At 71.3% G+C, this 20973-nt stretch carries 23 protein-coding genes; 19 read left to right on the top strand and 4 right to left on the bottom strand.

The genetic code is table 11. From position 1 onward, the window contains the following. Positions 1-173: 173 nt before the first annotated feature. Positions 174-1370 carry an MFS transporter gene (locus tag FAF44_RS33300; protein WP_237107299.1) on the top strand — a complete coding sequence of 399 codons (1197 nt, stop codon included), beginning with the start codon at positions 174-176 and terminating at the stop codon, positions 1368-1370. 34 nt (positions 1371-1404) lie between these two features. On the opposite strand, the gene FAF44_RS33295 is transcribed toward FAF44_RS33300, so the two are convergent. Next, a complete protein-coding gene (locus FAF44_RS33295; protein ID WP_237107298.1) occupies positions 1405-2172 on the bottom strand; it encodes an ABC transporter permease in 768 nt (255 codons plus the stop codon). After that, a complete protein-coding gene (locus tag FAF44_RS33290) occupies positions 2169-3077 on the bottom strand; it encodes an ABC transporter ATP-binding protein (protein ID WP_237107297.1) in 909 nt (302 codons plus the stop codon). Before FAF44_RS33290 ends, FAF44_RS33295 begins: the two co-directional genes overlap by 4 nt. 145 nt (positions 3078-3222) lie before the next feature. Between FAF44_RS33290 and FAF44_RS33285 the strand changes: the two genes are divergently transcribed. The 15 genes from FAF44_RS33285 (at position 3223) to FAF44_RS33215 (ending at position 16254) form a co-directional block, all read left to right on the top strand. Further along, positions 3223-3996 carry a VOC family protein gene (locus tag FAF44_RS33285; protein WP_237107296.1) on the top strand — a complete coding sequence of 258 codons (774 nt, stop codon included), beginning with the start codon at positions 3223-3225 and terminating at the stop codon, positions 3994-3996. Between the two features lie 95 nt (positions 3997-4091). Further along, positions 4092-5324, top strand: coding sequence for a multidrug effflux MFS transporter (locus FAF44_RS33280; RefSeq protein WP_237107295.1), 1233 nt, complete (start codon positions 4092-4094; stop codon positions 5322-5324). Between the two features lie 92 nt (positions 5325-5416). Beyond that, positions 5417-6115 carry a metalloregulator ArsR/SmtB family transcription factor gene (locus FAF44_RS33275; RefSeq protein WP_237107294.1) on the top strand — a complete coding sequence of 233 codons (699 nt, stop codon included), beginning with the start codon at positions 5417-5419 and terminating at the stop codon, positions 6113-6115. Then, on the top strand, positions 6112-7524 hold the full coding sequence (gene sufB, locus FAF44_RS33270) for a Fe-S cluster assembly protein SufB (protein ID WP_237107293.1): 1413 nt from the start codon (positions 6112-6114) through the stop codon (positions 7522-7524). The genes FAF44_RS33275 and sufB overlap by 4 nt, the downstream gene beginning before the upstream one ends. Further along, positions 7524-8654, top strand: coding sequence for a Fe-S cluster assembly protein SufD (gene sufD, locus FAF44_RS33265; protein WP_237107292.1), 1131 nt, complete (start codon positions 7524-7526; stop codon positions 8652-8654). Before sufB ends, sufD begins: the two co-directional genes overlap by 1 nt. Continuing rightward, complete coding sequence (locus FAF44_RS33260) at positions 8651-8977, top strand: non-heme iron oxygenase ferredoxin subunit (protein WP_237107291.1); 327 nt, start codon at positions 8651-8653, stop codon at positions 8975-8977. The genes sufD and FAF44_RS33260 overlap by 4 nt, the downstream gene beginning before the upstream one ends. A 5-nt stretch (positions 8978-8982) precedes the next feature. Beyond that, complete coding sequence (gene sufC, locus FAF44_RS33255; protein ID WP_237107290.1) at positions 8983-9729, top strand: Fe-S cluster assembly ATPase SufC; 747 nt, start codon at positions 8983-8985, stop codon at positions 9727-9729. Continuing rightward, complete coding sequence (locus FAF44_RS33250) at positions 9726-10982, top strand: cysteine desulfurase (RefSeq protein WP_237107289.1); 1257 nt, start codon at positions 9726-9728, stop codon at positions 10980-10982. The genes sufC and FAF44_RS33250 overlap by 4 nt, the downstream gene beginning before the upstream one ends. Before the next feature lie 2 nt (positions 10983-10984). Beyond that, complete coding sequence (gene sufU, locus FAF44_RS33245; RefSeq protein WP_237107288.1) at positions 10985-11425, top strand: Fe-S cluster assembly sulfur transfer protein SufU; 441 nt, start codon at positions 10985-10987, stop codon at positions 11423-11425. After that, complete coding sequence (locus FAF44_RS33240; RefSeq protein ID WP_237107287.1) at positions 11422-11781, top strand: metal-sulfur cluster assembly factor; 360 nt, start codon at positions 11422-11424, stop codon at positions 11779-11781. Before sufU ends, FAF44_RS33240 begins: the two co-directional genes overlap by 4 nt. Positions 11782-12098: 317 nt before the next feature. Next, positions 12099-13973 carry a DEAD/DEAH box helicase gene (locus tag FAF44_RS33235; protein ID WP_237107286.1) on the top strand — a complete coding sequence of 625 codons (1875 nt, stop codon included), beginning with the start codon at positions 12099-12101 and terminating at the stop codon, positions 13971-13973. Positions 13974-14083: 110 nt separating this feature from the next. Then, the gene (locus FAF44_RS55130; protein ID WP_272895358.1) at positions 14084-14353 is read left to right on the top strand and encodes an acetylxylan esterase; all 270 of its coding nucleotides are present in this window, start codon (positions 14084-14086) and stop codon (positions 14351-14353) included. 100 nt (positions 14354-14453) lie between these two features. Continuing rightward, positions 14454-14717 (top strand): phosphoribosyl-ATP diphosphatase, encoded by a 264-nt coding sequence (locus tag FAF44_RS33225; protein ID WP_185103400.1) that lies wholly within the window; start codon positions 14454-14456, stop codon positions 14715-14717. 63 nt (positions 14718-14780) lie between these two features. Further along, positions 14781-15626, top strand: a complete 846-nt coding sequence (gene hisG / locus FAF44_RS33220; protein ID WP_237107285.1) for an ATP phosphoribosyltransferase — start codon at positions 14781-14783, stop codon at positions 15624-15626. Positions 15627-15669: 43 nt separating this feature from the next. Beyond that, complete coding sequence (locus tag FAF44_RS33215; RefSeq protein ID WP_237107284.1) at positions 15670-16254, top strand: carbonic anhydrase; 585 nt, start codon at positions 15670-15672, stop codon at positions 16252-16254. Between the two features lie 19 nt (positions 16255-16273). Here FAF44_RS33215 and FAF44_RS33210 read toward each other — a convergent pair whose 3' ends face one another. Next, positions 16274-17341, bottom strand: coding sequence for an EAL domain-containing protein (locus FAF44_RS33210; RefSeq protein ID WP_237107283.1), 1068 nt, complete (start codon positions 17339-17341; stop codon positions 16274-16276). Between the two features lie 90 nt (positions 17342-17431). Here FAF44_RS33210 and FAF44_RS33205 point away from each other — a divergent pair, with 90 nt between their 5' ends. Continuing rightward, a complete protein-coding gene (locus FAF44_RS33205; protein WP_237107282.1) occupies positions 17432-18088 on the top strand; it encodes an acVLRF1 family peptidyl-tRNA hydrolase in 657 nt (218 codons plus the stop codon). 30 nt (positions 18089-18118) lie between these two features. On the opposite strand, the gene FAF44_RS33200 is transcribed toward FAF44_RS33205, so the two are convergent. Continuing rightward, a complete protein-coding gene (locus FAF44_RS33200) occupies positions 18119-18937 on the bottom strand; it encodes an NmrA family NAD(P)-binding protein (protein ID WP_237107281.1) in 819 nt (272 codons plus the stop codon). A gap of 89 nt (positions 18938-19026) precedes the next feature. Here FAF44_RS33200 and FAF44_RS33195 point away from each other — a divergent pair, with 89 nt between their 5' ends. Both FAF44_RS33195 and FAF44_RS33190 read left to right on the top strand, forming a co-directional pair. Beyond that, a complete protein-coding gene (locus FAF44_RS33195; RefSeq protein WP_237107280.1) occupies positions 19027-19614 on the top strand; it encodes a TetR/AcrR family transcriptional regulator in 588 nt (195 codons plus the stop codon). 161 nt (positions 19615-19775) lie between these two features. Then, positions 19776-20789 (top strand): LacI family DNA-binding transcriptional regulator, encoded by a 1014-nt coding sequence (locus FAF44_RS33190; protein ID WP_237107279.1) that lies wholly within the window; start codon positions 19776-19778, stop codon positions 20787-20789. Positions 20790-20973: the final 184 nt, after the last annotated feature.

Raw genomic sequence — 20973 nt, 5'->3', positions numbered from 1 at the left:
CCTCAGAGGAAACGCGCGCGGGGGAAACGCGCGCCGGGGAACGCGCGGGGAGCGCGCGGACGGGGAACGCGAGGACAACCCACAGAGCCTACTCAACCCGCACTACAAAACCCCATTTAAGGTGGTACTACTGACGACTGGATCTTTTATCCGGACAAACTAAGCATGGAGCTATGAAAGCCCCCGCGCTCCCCGCGACCCTCACCCGCCCGCCACTGGCCCTGTCCGTGTCCGGCTTCGTCAGCAGCTTCGACCGTTTCGCCGTCAGCCCCATGCTGGTGCTCATCGCCGCCGACCTGAACGTCTCGCTCGCGGGCGCGGTCGCCGCCGCCAGCGGCTACTACCTGGCGTACGGGCTGACCCAGCCGCTGTGGGGGCTGCTGTCGGACCGCGTCGGCCGCGTCCGCGTCATGCGCTGGGCCCTGTACGGCGCGGCGCTGGCCGGTGCGGCCTCGGCGCTCATGCCCGCGCTGGGCGCGCTCGTCGTGGCCAGGGTGGTGACCGGGGCCTGCTTCGGCGCGGTCATCCCCACGGGCCTGACGTACGTGGGTGACACCGTCCACGCGTCGGTGCGCCAGCGCGCCCTGACCGACCTCATGGCCGCCGCCGCCCTCGGCACCGCGCTGGCCACCGGGCTGGGCGGCGTCGTGGCGGGGCTGGTGGACTGGCGGGTGGCCTTCACCGTGCCCGCCGCCTGCGCCCTGGCCTGCGCGCTGTCGCTGCGCACGCTGCCCGAGCCCGCCCGGCACGAGAACGCCGGGCAGGGCATGCTGCACAACCTGAGGACGGTGCTCGGGCACCGGTGGGCGGTGCTGGTGTTCGGGCTGGCCTTCACCGAGGGGGCCATCATGCTGGGCGCGATGCCGTTCCTCGCCACCGCGCTGCAGCACACGGGGCTGGCCGCGGCGGTGGCCGGGCTGGCCATCACCGCGTACGGGCTGGGGTTGTGGGCCTTCGCCAAGCTCGTCAAGCGCCTGTCGGGACGCTGGCCCGCCCCGTTGCTGATGATCGTGGGCGGCGCGCAGCTCAGCGCCGGGTTCGCCATCGTGACCGTGCACGTCAGCGTGCCCGCTGTGGCCGTCACCGCGCTGCTGCTGGGCGGGGGGTGGTCGTTCCTGCACTCGTCGCTGCAGACCTGGGCCACCTCCGTCGTGCCCGAGGCGCGTGGCACCACCATCGCCTTCTTCGCCTGCGCGTTGTTCGTGGGCAGCGCGGTCGCGTCGTGGGCCGCCGGACCGCTGGCCCAGGACGGCCGCTACGGGCTGCTGTTCGGGCTGGCGGCCGGGGCGGCCGTGCCCCTGACCCTGGTGGCCGCCCTGGCCCGGCGCCGCTACGGCGTGGCGCACCCGCCCAGCCCGCGACCCGAGTGACGCCCCCGCTCCCGGTGCGCCGTCGGGGGAGCGGTCACTCCCAGCGGAACGTCCGCGAGACCAGCCCCAGCGACACCACCGCCCACGCGGCCAGCACCGCCATCGGCAGCAGCGGCAGGGCGGCGCCCTGGGCGAGCACCGCGCGCAGGCCGCCGGTCAGCGCCGAGATGGGCAGCGCCTCCAGCACCGGCCGCACCTCGACGGGGAACTTCGACAGCGGGAAGACCACCCCGCCGGCCCCCAGCAGCACCAGGTAGACGAGATTGGCCGCGGCCAGCGTGGCCTCGGCGCGCAGGGTGCCCGCCATGAGCAGCCCCAGCCCGCTGAAGGCCGCGGTACCGAGCACGATCAGCAGCGCCGCGCTCAGGAACGACCCCTGCGGACGCCACCCCAGCGCCAGCCCCACGGCGACGATGATCACCGCCTGGACCGCCTCCACGGCGACGACCGCCGCCGTCTTGGCCAGCATGAGCCCGCCCCTGGACAGCGGCGTCGCGCCCAGCCGCTTGAGCACGCCGTAGCGGCGCTCGAAGCCGGTGGCGATGGCCTGCCCGGTGAAGGCGGTGGACATCACCGCCAGCGCCAGCACCCCGGGCGCGAGGAAGTCGACCCGCGGCCCGGCCCCGACGTCGATCAGCGGCGCCAGCGAGAACCCGGTCAGCAGCAGCACCGGGATGATCAGCGTCAGCAGGAGTTGCTCGCCGTTGCGCAGGATCGCGCGGAACTCCGCGCCGGCCTGGGCCAGCACCATGCGCGGGAACGGCGCCGCGCCGGGGGCCGGGGTGAAGTCGAGCGCGGTCATCGCAGCTCCCTGCCGGTCAGCTCGAGAAAGACGTCTTCGAGGGTGCGGCGCTCGATGCGCAGGTCGTCGGCCGTGACGCCCTCCGCCGCGCACCACGCGGTCACCGTGGCCAGCAGCTCGGGGCCCACCTGGCCCTCGATGATGTAGTGCCCGGCCGGCGACTCCTTGGCCGCGCTGCCCGCCGGGAGCGCGTTGAGCAGTTCCTCCAGCGCCAGCCCCGGCCGGGCCCGGAACCTGAGCTGCCGCTCGGCCCCGGTCAGCGAGGCGGGGCTGCCCTCGGCCACCACGCGCCCCCTGTCGATGATCACCACGTGGTCGGCCAGCCGTTCGGCCTCGTCCATGTGATGGGTGGTCAGCAGCACCGAGACCCCGGCCGCGCGCAGTTCGCCGACCAGCTCCCAGCAGGCGTGCCTGGCCTGCGGGTCGAGACCGGCCGTCGGCTCGTCGAGGAAGACCAGCTCGGGCCGCCCGACGACGGCCGCGGCCAGCGACAGCCGCTGCTGCTGCCCGCCCGACAGCCGCCGGTACGGGGTGCGTACGTGCTCGGTGAGCCCCAGCCGCTCCAGCAGCGCGCCGCAGTCGAGCGGACGCGCGTAGAAGCGCGCGACCAGCCGCAGCCACTCGGCGCAGCGCATCGCCGGTGGCACGCCGCCCGCCTGGAGCATGATCCCCACCCGCGCGCGCAGCTCGGGCAGCGCGGGCGTCAGGCCCAGGACCCTGACCGTGCCCCCGTCGGCCTTGCGGAACCCCTCGCAGATCTCCACCGTGGACGTCTTGCCCGCGCCGTTGGGCCCGAGGACCGCGGTGACCGCGCCGCGCTCGGCGCGGAAGGTGAGGCCGTCGACGGCGGTGCGTGCGCCGTAACGTTTGACCAGGTCGACGATCTCGACGGCTGGGGAATCCATGGCCACGAGTCTAGGGACTCCGGCAGCCGGTCCGGGCCGCAGGTGAACATGGCCGCATCCGGACATGTCAGGACCGGCCGTTCGCCTGAAACCGGCGCGCGGCGGTGACAGCCTGACGGTGAGCTTCACACTGAAGGAGGTTGCCATGTCACCACGCGATGGGTACGACCCCGGATTCCCGTGCTGGGTGGACCTGTCGAGCACCGACCCCGACGCCTCGGCCCGCTTCTACGAGCGGGTGCTCGGCTGGCGGGCCGTCGCGGGCCCGGAGGCCGGTGGGCGCGGCGTGTTCACGCACGAGGGCAGGCGCGTGGCCGGTCTGGGGCCGGTCACGGGCGAGGACCGCGCCTCGTCCTGGAACACCTTCGTCGCCACCGACGACGCCGCCGCGCTCGCCGACCGCGTCAGGAGGGCGGGCGGCACCGTCGTGACGGAGGCCGCGCCGATCTCCGGTCACGGCTCCGGTGACGGCGTCCTGACCGCCTTCCTGGCTCCCGACGGCTCGTACACGGCCGCCTGGCAGGGGGCCGGCGCGGAGGCGGCCGGCGAGCCGGGCGCGTTCTGCTGGCACGAACTGGTCTCCCGGGACACCGCCACCGCCGAGCGGTTCTACGCGCAGGTCTTCGGCTGGTCGCCGGTCCAGCAGGACATCCAGGGCATGAAGTACACGGAGTGGCTGGCGGGCGGCTCCGCCGTGGCCGGGATGCTGGAGATGGTCTCCGGCTATCCCGCCGAGACGCGGTCGTTCTGGATGACGTACTTCGCCGTGGCCGACCCCGACGCCACGTCGGCCGCGGCGGAGGAGGCGGGGGCGCAGGTGCTTGTGCCTCCCATGGACGCGCCGCTCGGCAGGTTCTCGGCGCTCGTCGATCCGCAGGGCGCGGCCTTCTCCGTCATCCGGCTCAACGAAATTTCGTGAAATATCAGATAACCGGGAATTAGGAGGACCGCCACTGGGGTTGGACGTCTCGGCCCTCGGGGGCCGACAGGCCCACGAGGGAGAGGGGAACACGCATGTCCGTGGCCGAAGTAGCCACGCCCGCCGTCGCCGTCCAGCCGAGGCAGAAGAGCCGCCGGGGATCGCTGCTGCTGATCCTCGGCGCGCTGTCGGCGATCGGCCCGCTGTCCATCGACATGTACCTTCCCGCCCTGCCCGCCATCACCTCCGAGATGCTCAGCGCCGAGGCGCAGGTCCAGCTCACGCTCACCGCCTGTCTCATCGGCGTGTCGGTCGGGCAGGTGATCGCCGGCCCGCTCAGCGACGTGCGCGGGCGGCGGATGCCGCTGATCGTGGGCGTGGCCGGGTTCATGCTGGCCTCGCTGCTGTGCGCGTTCGCCCCCTCGGTGCCGGTGCTCATCGCCTTCCGCCTGCTGCAGGGCATGCTGGGCGGCGCGGCGCTGGTCATCGTGCGGGCCGTGGTCCGCGACCTGTACGACGGCGCCGCCATCGCGCGCATCTTCGCCACGCTGATGCTGGTCAGCGGCCTGGCCCCGATCCTCGCCCCGATCGCCGGCGCGCAACTGCTGGCCTTCACGTCGTGGCGGGGCGTGTTCGTGGCGCTCAGCGTCGCGGGGCTGGTGCTGCTGGTGGCCGTGCTGGCCGGCGTGCGTGAGACGCTGCCCGCCGAGGAGCGCGAGAGCGGCGGGCTCAGGCACACCGTGGGCACGTTCTGGCTGCTTCTGCGCGACCGGACGTTCATGGGCTTCGCCCTGACCGGCTCCCTGGCCTTCGCGGCCATGTTCGGCTACATCTCCGGCTCGCCCTTCGTCCTGCAGGACGTCTACGGCGCCACGCCCCAGCAGTACTCCCTCATCTTCGGCATGAACGCCCTGGCCCTGATCGCCGCCTCCCAGTTCGGCGGCCGGCTGTCCGGACGGGTGCCGCCCGTCCTGCTGGTGCGCCTGGGCCTCGGGATCGGCGTCGTGGGCGCGATCCTGCTGACGACCGCGGCGCTGGCCGACCTGGGCCTGTCGGGCATCGTGAGCGGGCTGGTCGTCATGATGCTGGGGCAGGGGCTCGTCATGCCCGGCACCGCCGCGCTGGCGCTGGGCTCCCAGCCCGCGCAGATCGCCGGCAGCGCCTCGGCCCTGACGGGCGTGCTGCAGTTCGCGCTCGGCGCCGCCGCGGCCCCGCTGGTCGGGCTGGCCGGAACCGACACCGCGGTGCCCATGGCCTGTGTCATGCTCGGGCTCTTCCTCGGCTCGGCCCTGACGTTCACGATTCTGGGCCGAAAGAAAGTTAGGTAAGGCTACCCTGCGTGATAAATTCCATTCCCGGCCCTGCTCAGATCCGTTTGTGAACCGGGAAGGAATTACGGCACACTGATGTTGTGAAAAACATGCCCACGATGGAGCCCGGCAGTGAGCGCGGCACCCGCGCCCGCGTCGCCAGGCTGATTCTTGAGCATGGTCCCGTCGCGGCCGCGGCCCTCGGCGAGCGGCTCGGGCTCACGCCCGCCGCCGTCCGGCGCCATCTGGACGCCCTGCTGGCCGACGGGATGATCGAACCTCGCACGGTCCGCCCACGCGGACAGCGCGGGCGCGGACGGCCGGCCAAGCTGTTCGCGATCACCGACGCGGGGCGCAGTGCTTTCGAGCACGCCTACGACGACCTGGCCGGGAGCGCGCTGCGTTTCCTGGCTCAGCGAATGGGGCGACAAGCCGTGTCCGACTTCGCCCGCGAGCAGGTGTCGAGCCTGCTCAAGCGGCTGGAGCCGGTCATGCGGACGGTGCCCGCGGACCAGCGCGTACAGGTGCTGGCGCAGGCGCTGTCGGTGGAGGGGTACGCCGCCTCGGCCAGCAAGGCCAAGTCGGGCGGCGACCAGCTCTGCCAGCATCACTGCCCGGTGGCGCACGCGGCCGCGGAGTTCCCGCAGTTGTGTGAGGCCGAGACGGAGGCGTTCGCGCAACTGCTCGGCACTCCGGTGCAGCGCCTGGCCACGATCGCCCACGGCGACGGGGTGTGCACCACGCACGTCTCCCCGCAGTCATTGGCCGATTCCGCACATAAAGACAAGAGCAAGGAGACCGGAAGGTGACTGTCACCGACCGCCCGGAGCTGGAAGGCCTCGGGAATTACAAGTTCGGCTGGGCCGACCCGGATGCCGCGGGCGCGGCGGCCAAGCGTGGCCTGTCCGAGGAGGTCGTCCGCAACATCTCCGCGCTCAAGAACGAGCCGGAGTGGATGCTCGACCTTCGCCTGAAGGGCCTCCGCCTGTTCGCCAAGAAGCCGCTGCCCACCTGGGGTTCCGACCTCACCGGCATCGACTTCGACAACATCAAGTACTTCGTGCGCTCCACCGAGAAGCAGGCCGCTTCCTGGGACGAGCTGCCCGCCGACATCAAGAACACCTACGACAAGCTCGGCATCCCCGAGGCCGAGAAGCAGCGCCTCATCGCCGGCGTCGCGGCCCAGTACGAGTCCGAGGTCGTCTACCACAAGATCCGTGAGGACCTCGAGGAGAAGGGTGTCATCTTCGTCGACACCGACACGGGCCTGAAGGAGCACGAGGAGCTCTTCAAGGAGTACTTCGGCTCGGTGATCCCGGTGGGCGACAACAAGTTCGCCGCGCTCAACACCTCCGTGTGGTCCGGCGGCTCGTTCATCTACGTGCCGCCGAACGTCGAGGTCGAGATCCCGCTGCAGGCCTACTTCCGGATCAACACCGAGAACATGGGCCAGTTCGAGCGGACTCTGATCGTCGTCGACGAGAACAGCTACGTGCACTACGTCGAGGGCTGTACCGCGCCGATCTACTCCTCCGACTCGCTGCACAGCGCGGTCGTCGAGATCATCGTGAAGAAGAACGCCCGCTGCCGTTACACGACCATCCAGAACTGGTCCAACAACGTCTACAACCTGGTCACCAAGCGCGCCGTCGCCTACGAGGGCGCGACCATGGAGTGGATCGACGGCAACATCGGTTCCAAGGTCACGATGAAGTACCCGGCCGTCTACCTCATGGGCGAGCACGCCAAGGGCGAGACGCTGAGCGTCGCGTTCGCCGGTGAGGGCCAGCACCAGGACGCCGGCTCCAAGATGGTGCACCTCGCGCCCAACACCAGCTCCACCGTGATCTCCAAGTCGGTGGCGCGCGGCGGCGGCCGTACCTCCTACCGCGGTCTCGTGCAGATCGAGGAGGGCGCCCACGGCAGCGCCAGCACCGTCAAGTGCGACGCCCTGCTGGTCGACCAGATCAGCCGCTCCGACACCTACCCCTACGTCGACGTCCGCGAGGACGACGTCTCGATGGGCCACGAGGCCACGGTCTCCAAGGTGAGCGAGGACCAGCTCTTCTACCTCATGAGCCGCGGCCTGGACGAGGACGAGGCGATGGCGATGATCGTGCGCGGCTTCGTCGAGCCGATCGCGCGTGAGCTGCCCATGGAGTACGCGCTCGAGCTGAACCGGCTGATCGAGCTGCAGATGGAAGGAGCCGTCGGCTGATGGGCCTGAACGAGAAGCCCCTGTCGACCTTGCATGAGAAGGCGTCCTACGACCTGGGCGACTTCGAGGTCCCGACCGGGCGCGAGGAGGCGTGGCGGTTCACCCCGCTCTCGCGCCTGAAGGGCCTGCACAGCGGCAAGGCGGAAGCCGTGGGCCACGTCCGCGTCGACGTGGACGCGGCCCCCGAGGTCACCGTCGAGACGGTCGGCCGCGACGACGCCCGCGTGGGCAAGTCGTTCATGCCGACCGACCGGGTGAGCGCGCAGGCGTGGAACAGCTTCGAGAAGGCCACCGTGATCACGGTGCCGCGCGAGGCGGTCACGTCCAAGGCCACCGTCCTGACGCTGACCGGTGAGCCGGCCGGCAACGGCGGCGCCGCCTACGGCCACATCGTGGTCAAGGTCGAGCCGCTGGCCGAGGCCGTGGTCGTGCTCGACCACAGGGGCAGCGCGGTCTACGCCGACAACATCGAGTTCGTCGTCGGCGAGGGCGCCAGCCTCAAGGTCGTCAGTCTCCAGGACTGGGCCGACGACGCGGTCCACGTCTCCCACCACCACGCGCAGCTCGCCAAGGACTCGACGTTCCGCAGCTTCGTGGTGACGCTCGGCGGCGACCTCGTACGCCTGTCGCCCAGCGTCACCTACACCGCGCCGGGCGGCGACGCCGACATGTCGGGCGTCTACTTCGTCGACGCCGGGCAGCACCTGGAGCACCGCCTGCTGGTCGACCACTCGCAGCCCAACTGCAAGAGCAACGTCGACTACCGCGGGGCTTTGCAGGGCGAGGCGGCGCACGCCGTGTGGATCGGCGATGTGATCATCAGGGTCGAGGCCGAGGGCACCGACACCTACGAGCTCAACCGCAACCTCATCCTCACCGACGGCGCCCGCGCCGACTCGGTGCCCAACCTGGAGATCCTCACCGGCGAGGTCGCCGGCGCGGGGCACGCCTCCGCCTCCGGCCGCCTCGACGACGAGCACATCTTCTACCTCCAGGCCCGCGGCATCCCCCACGACGAGGCCCGCCGCCTGGTCGTGCGGGGCTTCCTCGGCCAGCTCATCGAGAAGATCGAGATCGACGAGATCCGCGAGCGCGTCCTGGGCGCGCTGGAGGCGGAACTGAGCCGATGAGCCCGTACGAGAAGGTGTGCAAGGTCGAGGACATCCCCGACGGGGGTGTCATCGGCGTCGAGGTCGGTGCGGAGGAGACTCCCATCGCCCTCGTGCGCAAGGGGCATGAGGTCTACGCCCTGCACGACGTCTGCTCCCACGCCGAGGTCAAGCTCAGCGAGGGAGAGGTGTATGACGGCACCCTGGAGTGCTGGCTGCACGGCTCGTGCTTCGACATCCACACCGGCAAGCCCACCGGGCCGCCCGCGACCCAACCCGTGAACGTCTACACAGTCAAGATCGACGGCGACGACGTCCTCGTCTCGCTCTCGAAGGAGTCCTGAGCATCATGTCCACCCTTGAGATCCGTGACCTGCAGGTCGCCGTCGAGGACAAAGAAATCCTGCGCGGCGTCAACCTGACCGTCAAGTCCGGGCAGACCCACGCCATCATGGGCCCGAACGGCTCTGGCAAGTCCACGCTCGCCTACGCGATCGCCGGTCATCCGAAGTACACGATCACCGGCGGCCAGGTGCTGCTCGACGGCGTGGACCTGCTGGAGCTGTCGGTCGACGAGCGTGCCCGCGCCGGCCTGTTCCTGGCCATGCAGTACCCCGTCGAGGTCCCCGGCGTCTCGGTCTCCAACTTCCTGCGCTCGGCCGTGACCGCCGTCCGCGGCGAGGCGCCGAAGCTGCGCGAGTTCGCCAAGGACCTCAAGGGCGGGATGGACGCGCTGTCCATCGACCCGGCCTTCGCGCAGCGCAACCTGAACGAGGGTTTCTCCGGCGGCGAGAAGAAGCGCCACGAGATCCTCCAGATGGAGCTGCTCAAGCCGAAGATCGCGGTGCTCGACGAGACCGACTCCGGCCTCGACGTCGACGCCCTGCGCGTGGTGTCCGAGGGCATCAACCGCTTCCGCTCCTCGGGTGAGACCGGCGTGCTGCTGATCACCCACTACACCCGCATCCTGCGCTACGTGACGCCGGACCACGTGCACGTGTTCGCCGGCGGCCGGATCGTCGAGGAGGGCGGGCCCGAACTGGCCGAGAAGCTCGAGGCCGAGGGCTACGAGCAGTACACGAAGGCATCTGCATGACTTCGACCAGCTTCGATGTGGAGAAGATCAGGAAGGACTTCCCGATCTTCTCCCGCGAGCTGCCCGACGGGCGACCGCTCGTCTATCTCGACTCGGGCAACTCCTCGCAGAAGCCCAACCAGGTCATCGACGTGATGCGGGAGCACCTGGCGTTGCACTACAGCAACGTCGGGCGGGCCATGCACGTGCTCGGGGCCGAGTCGACCGACGCCTACGAGGGCGCCCGCGACAAGATCGCGGGCTTCATCGGGGCGCCGTCCCGCGATGAGGTGATCTTCACCAAGAACGCCTCCGAGGCGCTCAACCTCCTCGCCTACTCCTTCGGCAACCCCGCCAACACCGATCCGCGCTTCACGATCGGCCCCGGTGACGAGATCGTCGTCTCCGAGATGGAGCACCACTCCAACATCGTGCCGTGGCAGATGCTCGCGCAGCGCACCGGCGCGACGCTGAAGTGGTTCGGCGTCACCGACGAGGGGCGGCTCGACTACGACCCCGCCCTGATCACCGAGCGCACCAAGATCGTCTCGATCACCCACCAGTCCAACGTCCTGGGCACCGTCAACCCGGTGGCCGCGGTGGCCGCGCGGGCGCACGAGGCCGGGGCGCTGATCGCGGTCGATGCCTCCCAGTCCGTGCCGCACCACCCGGTGAACGTGGCCGGGCTGGACGCCGACTTCGTGGTCTTCACCGGCCACAAGATGGTCGGCCCGTCGGGCATCGGCGTGTTGTGGGGGCGCGGCGAACTGCTGGAGGCCATGCCGCCGTTCCTGGGCGGGGGCGAGATGATCGAGGCGGTCTGGATGGACCGCTCGACGTACGCGCCGATCCCGCACAAGTTCGAGGCGGGCACGCCGCCGATCGTCGAGGCCATCGGGCTCGGCGCGGCGGCCGACTACCTGACCGAGGTCGGCCTCGACGCCGTCGAGGCGCACGAGCGCACGCTGACGGCCTACGCGCTGGAAGCCCTGCGCGAGGTGCCCAGGCTGCGCCTCATCGGGCCCGATACGCTGGAGGAGCGCGGGGCCACGGTGTCCTTCACGCTGGAGGGCATCCACCCGCACGACGTCGGGCAGATCCTCGACGACCACTTCGGCGTGGCCGTACGGGTCGGGCACCACTGCGCGCGCCCGCTGCACCTGCGTTTCGGAATACCCGCCACCACGCGGGCGTCGTTCTACCTGTACAACACCACGGGCGAGATCGACGCCCTGGTGCGGGGTCTCCACCACGTTCAGAAGGTGTTCGCATAGCCATGATCGGCGAGTCGATGTACCAGGAGCTGATCCTGGAGCACTACAAGCACCCGCAGGGGCGGGGGCTGCGCGAGCCGTACGACGCCGAGGTTCACCACGTGAACCCCACGTGCGGCGACGAGATCACGCTCAGGGTCAAGGTGGGCGACGCCGGCAAGATCCTGGACGTGTCCTACGAGGGGCAGGGCTGTTCGATCAGCCAGGCCGCCGCGTCGGTGCTGCACGAGCTGACCACCGGCTCCACGGTGGAGGAGACGCTCTCGGTCGTCGACGAGTTCACCAGGCTGATGCAGGGCAGGGGCAAGATCGAGGCCGACGAGGAGGTCCTCGGCGACGCGGTCGCGTTCGCGGGCGTGGCCAAGTTCCCGGCGCGCGTTAAATGTGCGTTGCTTTCGTGGATGGCCTACAAGGACGCTGTTGTGAGGAGCGCGGAGCGATGAGCAAGCCCACCGAGACGCCGACCGGTTACGACGGCGACGCGACCGCCGAAGAGATCATGGAGGCGCTCAAGGACGTCGTCGACCCCGAACTCGGCATCAACGTCGTCGATCTGGGCCTGATCTACGGGCTCAACCTCGACCCGTCCGACGGCGGGCAGCCCGTGGCCACCATCGACATGACGCTGACCAGCGCGGCCTGCCCGCTGACCGACGTGATCGAGGACCAGGCGCACTCGGCGCTGGACGGCATGGTCTCCGACGTGAAGATCAACTGGGTCTGGCTGCCGCCGTGGGGGCCCGACAAGATCACCGACGAAGGGCGCGAGCAGCTCCGTATGCTAGGCTTCAACGTCTGATCTTTCCTCTTGTCACCCCTGGTGGTAAACGTCAGGGGTTGGGAATGCCTGACTCATGGTGTTCGGAAGGTCCAGATCCCATCCCGGGGAATATCCGATAACATCCCCGGCGTTGGTAACGCAGGTACACTTGACGTCTCATCACACGTCGCGCACCGCCTGCGGCCGGTGCCCCGGTGTATCCCCCTTCATCTTCACCCCGCCCCCATGACGGCGGGTGTCCTAGAACCTGGTGCGGCCTCCCGCCGCACGACCATGGCTCGTCCTTTCGCAGAAGTGACGCGCCACTTCGACGGAAAGGCACGACTTTCGTGACCATGCTTGACGCTGTCATGCCCTCGCTCGGCGACACCCCCGCCACCGCTGACAGCGGGGTGGAGGACGGGGCGCGCACCCCCGCCGCCGAGTCGGGCCCGTCCGAGTTCGAGCTGCTCGGCCTGCCGAAGCCGCTCGTCAACGGGCTGACCAAACTGGGCTTCGAGAGCCCCTTCCCCATCCAGAGTGCGACCATCCCCGACGTGCTCGCCGGCAACGACGTCCTCGGCCGCGGCCAGACCGGCTCCGGCAAGACGCTCGCCTTCGGGCTGCCCACCATGGCCCGCATCGCCGGAGTGCGGCCCGCTCCCGGCCACCCGCGCGCGATGATCCTCGTGCCGACCCGTGAGCTCGCCCTCCAGGTGCACGACGCCCTCGAACCTCTCGGCCGCGGCCTCGGGCTGCGCCAGAAGGTCATCGTCGGCGGCATGTCCATGGGCAAGCAGATCGAGGCGCTGCGGCGCGGCGTGGACATCGTCATCGCCACCCCCGGCCGGCTCGGCGACCTGATCAGGCAGGGCGAGTGCTCGCTGGCCGACGTCGAGGTCTCCGTCCTCGACGAGGCCGACCACATGTGCGACCTGGGCTTCTTCCCCGTCGTCACCGACCTGCTCGCGCAGACCCCGTCCGACGGGCAGCGGCTGCTGTTCTCGGCCACGCTCGACGGCGACGTCGACAAGCTGGTGCAGCGCTTCCTCAAGAACCCGATCACGCACTCCGTGGCGCCCGCGACCTCGCCGGTCGACACCATGGAGCACCACGTGATGCAGGTCACGCGCGACGACAAGTTCGACGTGACCGCCGAGATCGCCAACCGTGAGGGGCGGACCATCATCTTCGTCCGCACCCAGCACGGCGTGGACCGGCTGTGCAAGCAGCTCGCCCGCGTCGGCGTCAAGTCGGGCGGCCTGCACGGCGGCAAGCGCCAGAACCAGCGCACCCGCATCCTGTCGGAGTTCCGTGAGGGCTCCGTCAACGTGCTGGTCTGCACCGACGTCGCGGCGCGCGGCATCCACGTCGACAACATCAGCCTGGTGCTGCACGTCGACCCGCCGCAGGACCACAAGAGCTACCTGCACCGGGGCGGCCGTACCGCCCGCGCGGGGGAGAAGGGCACGGTCGTCACGCTGGTGCTGCCCAACGAGCGCCGCTCGACCGACGCGCTCACCCGCCGCGCCGGCATCCACCCGTTCCGGCTGAAGGCCACGCCGGGTCACCCCAGGCTCGCCGAGGTGACCGGGGCCCGCATCCCGAGCGGCGAGGCCGTCCCCGTCTGGGAGCCGGACGTCCGCAAGCCGCTGCGCCCGCGCCGCGAGGGCGGCTCGTCCGAGCGCCGCGGGGGGCGTCGCGGACGCCGGGACTTCGACGGCGAGCGCCGTCCGCGCCGGCACGAGGAGGGTCAGCGTTCGTTCGACGACCGCCGTCCGCGCCGTCACGACGACGGTGACCGGCCGTTCGAGGACCGCCGCCGGCACGACGACGGCGCGCGCCCGGTCGCGGCCGGCGACGACCGCCGTCCGCGCCGGCACGCCGAGGGCGAGCGGCCGTTCGGGCGCACGCAGGAGCCGCGCACGTTCAGCGACGACCGGCGGCGCGACGGCCGTGGCCGGAGCGGGGGCGGGGGCGGGTACCGCTCCGACGACCGCCCGTTCCGCCAGGACGACCGCGGCGGCTACCGCTCCGACGACCGCGGCGGCCGGTACGCCGCCGACCGTGGCCGCCCGTTCTCGGGTGACCGCGACCGCTCCGCCCGCCCGGACGACCGTCCGGCGCGCGACGGCTACCGCTCCGGCGAGCGCGGCAGTGGCACCGGCAGCGGCAGCGGCAACGGTGGCGGCGGCTTCCGCCGCGGCTCGGGCCGCCGCTACGAGCGCTGAGCTCCGGCCGGGCACGACCTGATCGACGGCCTCGCCCGCCGCGCCTTCCCCAGGGAGGGTGCGGCGGGCGGGGCCGTCGTGCGTTTCGTGGTGGCGGGTCGTCGACCACGGTGAACGAGCACCTCGTCCCGTACGTCCCCCGTGCGGAGGTGTTCGTCGACATGCCGCTGCCGCAACTGCGCGCCTACCTGCCCGAGCGGGCCGAGCCCGCCGACTTCGACGGCTTCTGGCGGCTTCTGGCGGCTTCTGGCGGCGCACGCTCGTACAAGCGCTACGCGGGGGAGAAGGACATCAGGATCTACCCGTACGACGGGCACGAGGGCGGGGGGCCGGCGCCCGTCGTGGAACGGGTGACCAGGGCGAAGAAGGCGCTGGGATGAACACTCGCGGACGTCGTCTCGCGTGGCGGACGCGGGGCCACGTCACCCCGTGACGCAGACTAGGCTTGACAGGCACGTCATCCGACCGACGAGAGAGACCATGAAGACCTTCGAAGAGCTGTTCGCCGAGCTGTCAGAGAAAGCCGCCACCCGGCCCGCGGGCTCGGGCACCGTGGCCGCGCTCGACGCCGGCGTCCATGCCATCGGCAAGAAGGTCGTCGAGGAGGCCGCCGAGAGCTGGATGGCCGCCGAGTACGAGTCAGACGACAGGGCCGCCGAGGAGATCTCCCAGCTCCTCTACCACGTGCAGGTGCTGATGATCGCCAAGGGCATCGGCCTCGACCAGGTCTACAAGCATCTCTAGGGCGCCGCGGGGCGCCCGCACCCAGGAGACAGCGGAAGCGAGACACACGTAAGGACCTGAGACATGCTGCGTCTGGCAGTACCCAACAAGGGCTCGCTCAGCGAGGCCGCCCAGGACATGCTGAAGGAGGCCGGTTACCGGCCGCGCCGCGACAGCAAGGAACTCGTCGTCGTCGACGACGCCAACGGCTGCGAGCTGTTCTTCCTGCGCCCCCGCGACATCGCCGTCTACGTCGGGGAGGGCACCCTCGACGTCGGCATCACCGGCCGGGACATGCTCATCGACTCCGGCGCGCCGGTCGAGGAGATCATGCCGCTCGGTTTCGGCGCCTCGACGTTCCGGCTGGCCACCACGGTGGGCGCCATGTCGTCCGTCGGCGACCTCAACGGGCGGCGCATCGCCACCTCCTACGCGGGCCTGCTCGACAAGTACCTCTCCGACGAGGGTGTGGACGCCCGCGTGATCAAGCTCGACGGCGCGGTCGAGACCGCGATCAGGCTCGGCGTGGCCGACGCCGTGGCCGACGTCGTCGAGACCGGCACCACGCTGCGCAACGTGGGGCTGGAGGTGTTCGGCGAGCCGATCATGAAGTCGGAGGGCGTGCTGATCAAGCGGCAGAGCGCGCCGGAGACGCCGGGCGTCGGCCAGCTCGTCCGCCGGCTGCAGGGCGTCGTGCACGCCCGCGACTTCGTCATGATGGACTACGACATCCGCGCCGAGCGCATCGAGGAAGCCATCGACATCACCCCCGGCATGGAGGGCCCCACGGTCTCCCCGCTGCACCGGGAGGGCTGGGTCGCGGTGCGCGCGATGGTCCGGCGCAAGGGGCACCAGCAGGTGATGGATCAGCTCTGGGACATCGGCGCAAGGGCCATCCTGGTCACCGACATCTACGCCTGCCGCCTGTGAGGTGTGCCCGCTAGGTCATCGGACCGGCGGGCATATCGCAACCGTGCGTAACGAAGCGGTCGCCTGGCGTGGCTCCGCCAGGCACATGTGGTCCTTACTCGAGCAGGGCAACCAGCGCTGGGCGGCGGGCCGGTCCCACCGCCCGCGCCAGGACCCGCGACACCGTCGGCAGGTCGCCGTCGCCCAGGAACCCCGGGCGGTCGTCCTGTCGTGCATCGACTCCCGGGTCCCGCCCGAAGTGATCTTCGACGTCGGGCTCGGCGACCTGCTGGTCGTCCGCACCGCCGCCCACACCATCGATCCCCTCGTCACCGCCGCCGTCCAGTACGGCCCGCAGGACCTGAGCGCCAGCCTCGTCGTCGTCCTGGGGCACCAGCGCTGCGGCTCGGTCACGTCCGCCGCCAGGGCCTTACGCGGGCGCGTCACCCTGCCCGGCGAGCTGCCTGCCGTCGTCGCCGCCCTCGAACCCGCCTACGCCGTCTCGGACGGCCGGGTCGAGCCCATGGCCCACGCCCACGTGCGGCGTACCGTCCTGCGGTTGCGGGCCGACCCCCTGCTCCACGGCAGCGCCACCGTCATCGGCGCGTACTACAGCCTGGACACCGGGTTGGTGAGCCGGGTGACCTGACACCGGCCCCCGGCGTGCGTCAGGTCCTCATCGCGGCCACCTGCCTGATCAGGTCTGAGACGCGGACGATGCCGAGGCAGCGGTTCAGCTCGTCGGTGACCACCAGGTCGTCGTAGACGCGGGTCGCGTCCCGGCCGGCCGCCTGCATGGCGGCGATGGCCGGCGTCGTGCGCGGCACCGTGCGCGGCGGGTCGGCCAGCCGCAGCGCCGGTTTCGAGCCGTGCAGGGCGTGCCCGTAGCGGGCCGCGAACGACAGCAGGAACCGGCTGCGGTCCAGGCTGCCCTTGGGGCGCTGGAACTCGTCCACCAGGATCACGCTGGTGATCGTCGGCTCGTGCCCGAAGGCGGCCACGGCCTGCTCCGCGTTCGCCTCCTCCGGCAGCGTCACGGCGGGGAGCAGCAGCTCCTGGACGCGGGGGCCGAGCATGACGGTGTCGGCGGGCTCGTCGGCGACCGGCAGCGGCACCCGGATCCGGCCGTCGGGGCCGGGCGCGAGCAGCGGGCCGTTCGCCAGGCGCACGCCGAGGCCGCGGGCCGTGGCCACCTGCGCCTCGCGTTCCATGCCGGGGGCCATGACGTGCGCGCCGATGCCGCGGGCCAGCGTCACCACCGCCCGCGCCACGGCGACCGCGCGGTGGTCGCCGGGGATGCGCGCCACCACGTCCGGGTCGAGGGCCAGCAGGTACGGGGAGGAGTCCGTGACCAGGTCCAGCCCCGCGCCCATGGTGCCGACGTCGGCGAACCCGAGCAGGTAGCCGATCGTGCGCAGCCCGTTGACACCGACTCTGAGCAGCGGACGGTCCTGTTCTTGGCACGCTCCAGTGAGCAGCAGGATCGCCTCGCGGGGATGCCGGCCCGCCCGTCTCAGCGCCTCGTGCAGCGGGGCGAGCGCGCCCGCGCCCGACAGCACCACGCGCATCGGCAGCTCGATCACCATGGGCAGCGGCGCGGCTCTGAGGGCGCCGCCCGCGTCCAGGACGGCGGGGTGCGCGATGACGGCCCCGGTGTCGAGGTCCACCATGGGGCTGGTGAGCAGGGAGGACACGTTCAGATGGTGCTCCTGCCACAGGCGTAGCAGAAGTCCCACGAAACAAAATTAACCGACATTTCCGTTTCGGTTCCCGGGGCCGGCACCGCGCCCGGGGCCGGTGGGAGCCGGCTCCGCTAGCCTTCGGGCATGAGCGCGCGTCCGGCGAAGGGCGGAGGCAGGTGGGTCACCGTGCCGCCGGAGCGGCTGCATCCGTGGATCGACGGGTTCGCCGCGCGTCACGGCCCCTTCTCCGCGAGCGGCGACGAGCGGGTGGTGCGGCTGCTGGCCGCCGACGGCGCGCTGGCCGAATTGCACGTGCCCTTCCCGCCCATGACGCCGCCGGGGCCGCCGCACGTGACCCGGCTCGTCGCGCACGCCGGCCGCGAGCGGCGGGTCGGGGTGTTCCTGGTCCGCCTCGGCGGGTACGCGGCCGGGGTCTTCGACGGTGACGGGCTGGTGGCGTCCAAGGTGGGCTCGCGGCTGGTGCAGGGCCGTACGGCCGCGGGCGGATGGTCGCAGCAGCGCTTCGCCAGGAGGCGCAGGAACCAGGCGGCCCAGGCGCTCGACGACGCGGTGGAGACCGCGGTACGGGTGCTGACGCCCCACCTGGCGCAGCTCGACGGGCTCGTGCTCGGCGGGGACCGCAGGGCGGTGGACGCCCTGCGGCCGGACCGGCGGCTGGCGCCGCTGCTGGCGCTGGAGACGGAGCCCTTCCTGGCGGTGCCGGAGCCGCGGCTGGCGGTGCTACGGGACACGCCCGCGCTGTTCAGGGCGGTACGGGTGCGCGTGGTGGACCCGGAGTGAACCCTTGCGGCGGGCGGGGTGCGCCCGGCGTCAGGCGAAGGCGCTCTCATGGTCGGCGAGGTAGTCGGCCAGGCCGCGCGGCGGACGGCCGGTCAGGTCCTCGACCGCCGTCGTGACCGGCGCCCAGCTCCCGTCGCCGGTCTCGGCCATGAGCGCGGCCAGGTCGCCGGAGTGGGGCCGGGGGATGCCCTGGCGTTCCAGGTGGGCGGCCATCTCCGGGGCCGGGAGGTTCACGTAGCGGACCGGGCGGCCGACGGCCCGGCCGATCCGCTCGGCGATCTCCTCGTGCGAGAGGGACTCCGGGCCGGTGAGCACGTGCTCGCTCGACGCGCCCACCGGCCCGGTCAGCAGGGCCGCGGCCACGTCCGCGATGTCGCGGGCGTCGATGTAGTTGACCGGGGCGGGGCCGTAGGAGCCGTACATGGTGCCGTCGCCGAAGTCGCGCGGCAGGTTCTGCATGAAGCCGCTGGGCTGGAGGATCGTGTACGGGACGCCCGACTTCCGCAGGTGGGCGTCGATCTGGGCGTGCATGCCCATGCCGAGCCTGGCGCCCGGGGCGGCGCCGCGTACCGAGACGGCGACGATCTGGGCCACGCCCGCCCGCGCCGCCAGGTCGATGACGGCCCGCTGGGCGTCGATGACCCCCGGCCACAACGAGCTGTTGAGGAAGAGCCGGTCGCCGGGGGAGAGCAGCGCGCCGATCGTGGCCGGGGTGTCGAAGTCCGCCTGCGCGTACGGGATGCCCAGGTCGTCGGCGGGGCGGCGGACGACGGCGAGCGCGTCGTGGCCGCGCAGGCGTCCGGCGAGGGCGCGGCCGATCGAGCCGGTGGCACCGGTGATCACGATCATGGGTAACCTCCGCGTTAAGTGGAATCTCGGATTCCGGTTGTGTGGACGGTACACTAAGCGGAATCGGATCGTCCACTTGGGGGTCGTACGTGCGCGCGGATGCCAGACGGAACCTGGGCAAGATCGTCGAGGCGGCGGCCGAGATCGTCGCCGAACGCGGCGTCAACGCCCCCATGGAGCTCATCGCCAAGCGCGCCGGCGTCGGGGTCGGCACCCTCTACCGCCGCTTCCCCGACCGCGACACCCTCATCGCGGCCGTCGGCGACCACTACGTCCACACGATGGCCGACGCGTTGAACGACGCGGCCGCCGGCTCCGGCTCCGCCTGGGACGCCATCCGCGACTTCGTCTCCTGGGTCGCCGCGCCGGGCCGCGCCGCGCTGTCCACCGCGCTGGCCGTGCTGCCGGAGGAGGTGCTCGTGAACCGGACCGAGTTCGCGAGGGTGCGGACGAGTTGGGTGGAGCAGTTCGACGCCCTCGTACGGCGTGCGCAGGCCGAGGGCTCGATGCGGCCCGACGTCGGCGTGGAGGACCTCATCCACCTGCTGACCGTCTTCACCTGCCACCCCGACCAGCTCCCCGCGCCGGTGGCCGCCGACCCGGGGCGCTACCTGAGCCTGATGCTCGACGGCATGACGTCCGGCGCCGCCACGCCGTTGGACGGTTCCGGAGCGTGACCACGCCAAGTCTTTGAGACGATTCAAAAGAATCTTGAATGCCGCTATGATGAGCCGGGTTCTCGGTGAACCGCGGTCGGCGGTTCGCCGTACGCAGCGAGTCCTGCGTTCTACCAGAGTCTGGATTCCGTCCTTTCAGCAGCACGGCCTCGTGAGGATCGATGGCGACCAGGAACATCAAGGAGGTCGCGCAGCTTGCGCGCGTCTCAGTGGGCACGGTGAGCAACGTCCTCAACCGCCCCGAGATCGTGTCCCCCGCCACACGCGAACGCGTCTTCGAAGCGATCAAGAAACTAGGCTTCGTCCGCAACGAGGTGGCCCGCCACCTGCGGGTGGGCCGCAGCAGAACGGTCGGGCTCGTCGTGCTCGACGTCGCCAACCCGTTCTTCGTGGACGTGGCCCAGGGCGCCGAGGCGGTGGCCGACGAGCACGACTCGATGGTGGTCCTGTGCAACAGCGCCGGCGACCCCGGCCGCGAACGCCGCCACCTCGACCAGCTCGAACAGCAGCGCGTGATGGGCATACTGATCACCCCCGTCGAGACCGAGAGCCCCTGGGTGGAGGAGCTGATCGCGCGCGGCACCCCCGTCGTGCTGGTCGACAGCCCGGCGACCGGGCTGCAGTGCTCCGTCGCCGTGGACGACCGGCTGGGCGGGCAGATCGCCGGCGCCCACCTCGTCGAACGCGGGCACCGGCGGATCGGGTTCGTCGGCGGGCCGCCGTCCGTCAAACAGGTCGCCGACCGGTACGCGGGCGTGACCGCCGCCGTCGCCGCCGCTGACGGGACCGTCGAACTGCTCACCTTCACCGGGCCCACGCTCACCGTCGCCGAGGGGCGGGCGATCGGGGAGCGGGTGGCCGTCCTGCCCCCTGAGGAGCGGCCCACGGCCGCGTTCTGCGCCAACGACATGATGGCGCTGGGATTCTTACAGGCCATGGCGTCCCACGGGCTACGGGTGCCCGAGGACCTCGCCATCATCGGGTACGACGACATCGATTTCGCGGCGGCGGCGGCCGTGCCGTTGTCGTCGATCCGGCAGCCTCGGGTGTTGCTGGGGCGCACCGCCATCGAACTGTTGCTGGAGGAGGTGGTCGAGCCCGAGCAGCATCGGCACCGGCAGGTCATCTTCCAGCCCGACCTGGTGATCCGGGAGTCCAGCGCGATGCTTCGGTAGGGCGTGTCCCCGGGGCGTGGGGTCGGGCGTTGCCCGGGTGTCTGGGTTGGTGCGCTGGGCGTTGTGGGTGTGCGCCGGGCTCCTTTTGTGTAGCGCCTCGCCGATGCGGCGCCAGGAGGTCGGGGTGCGGGTCGAAGCTCGCGTTCGCGTCGCATCGCCCGCCACCCCGCGTCCGCCCCTGCCC

This window comes from Nonomuraea sp. MG754425 (assembly GCF_021699195.1).
Taxonomy (GTDB): Bacteria; Actinomycetota; Actinomycetes; order Streptosporangiales; family Streptosporangiaceae; genus Nonomuraea.
This window is presented reverse-complemented; position numbering and strand designations above follow the sequence as displayed.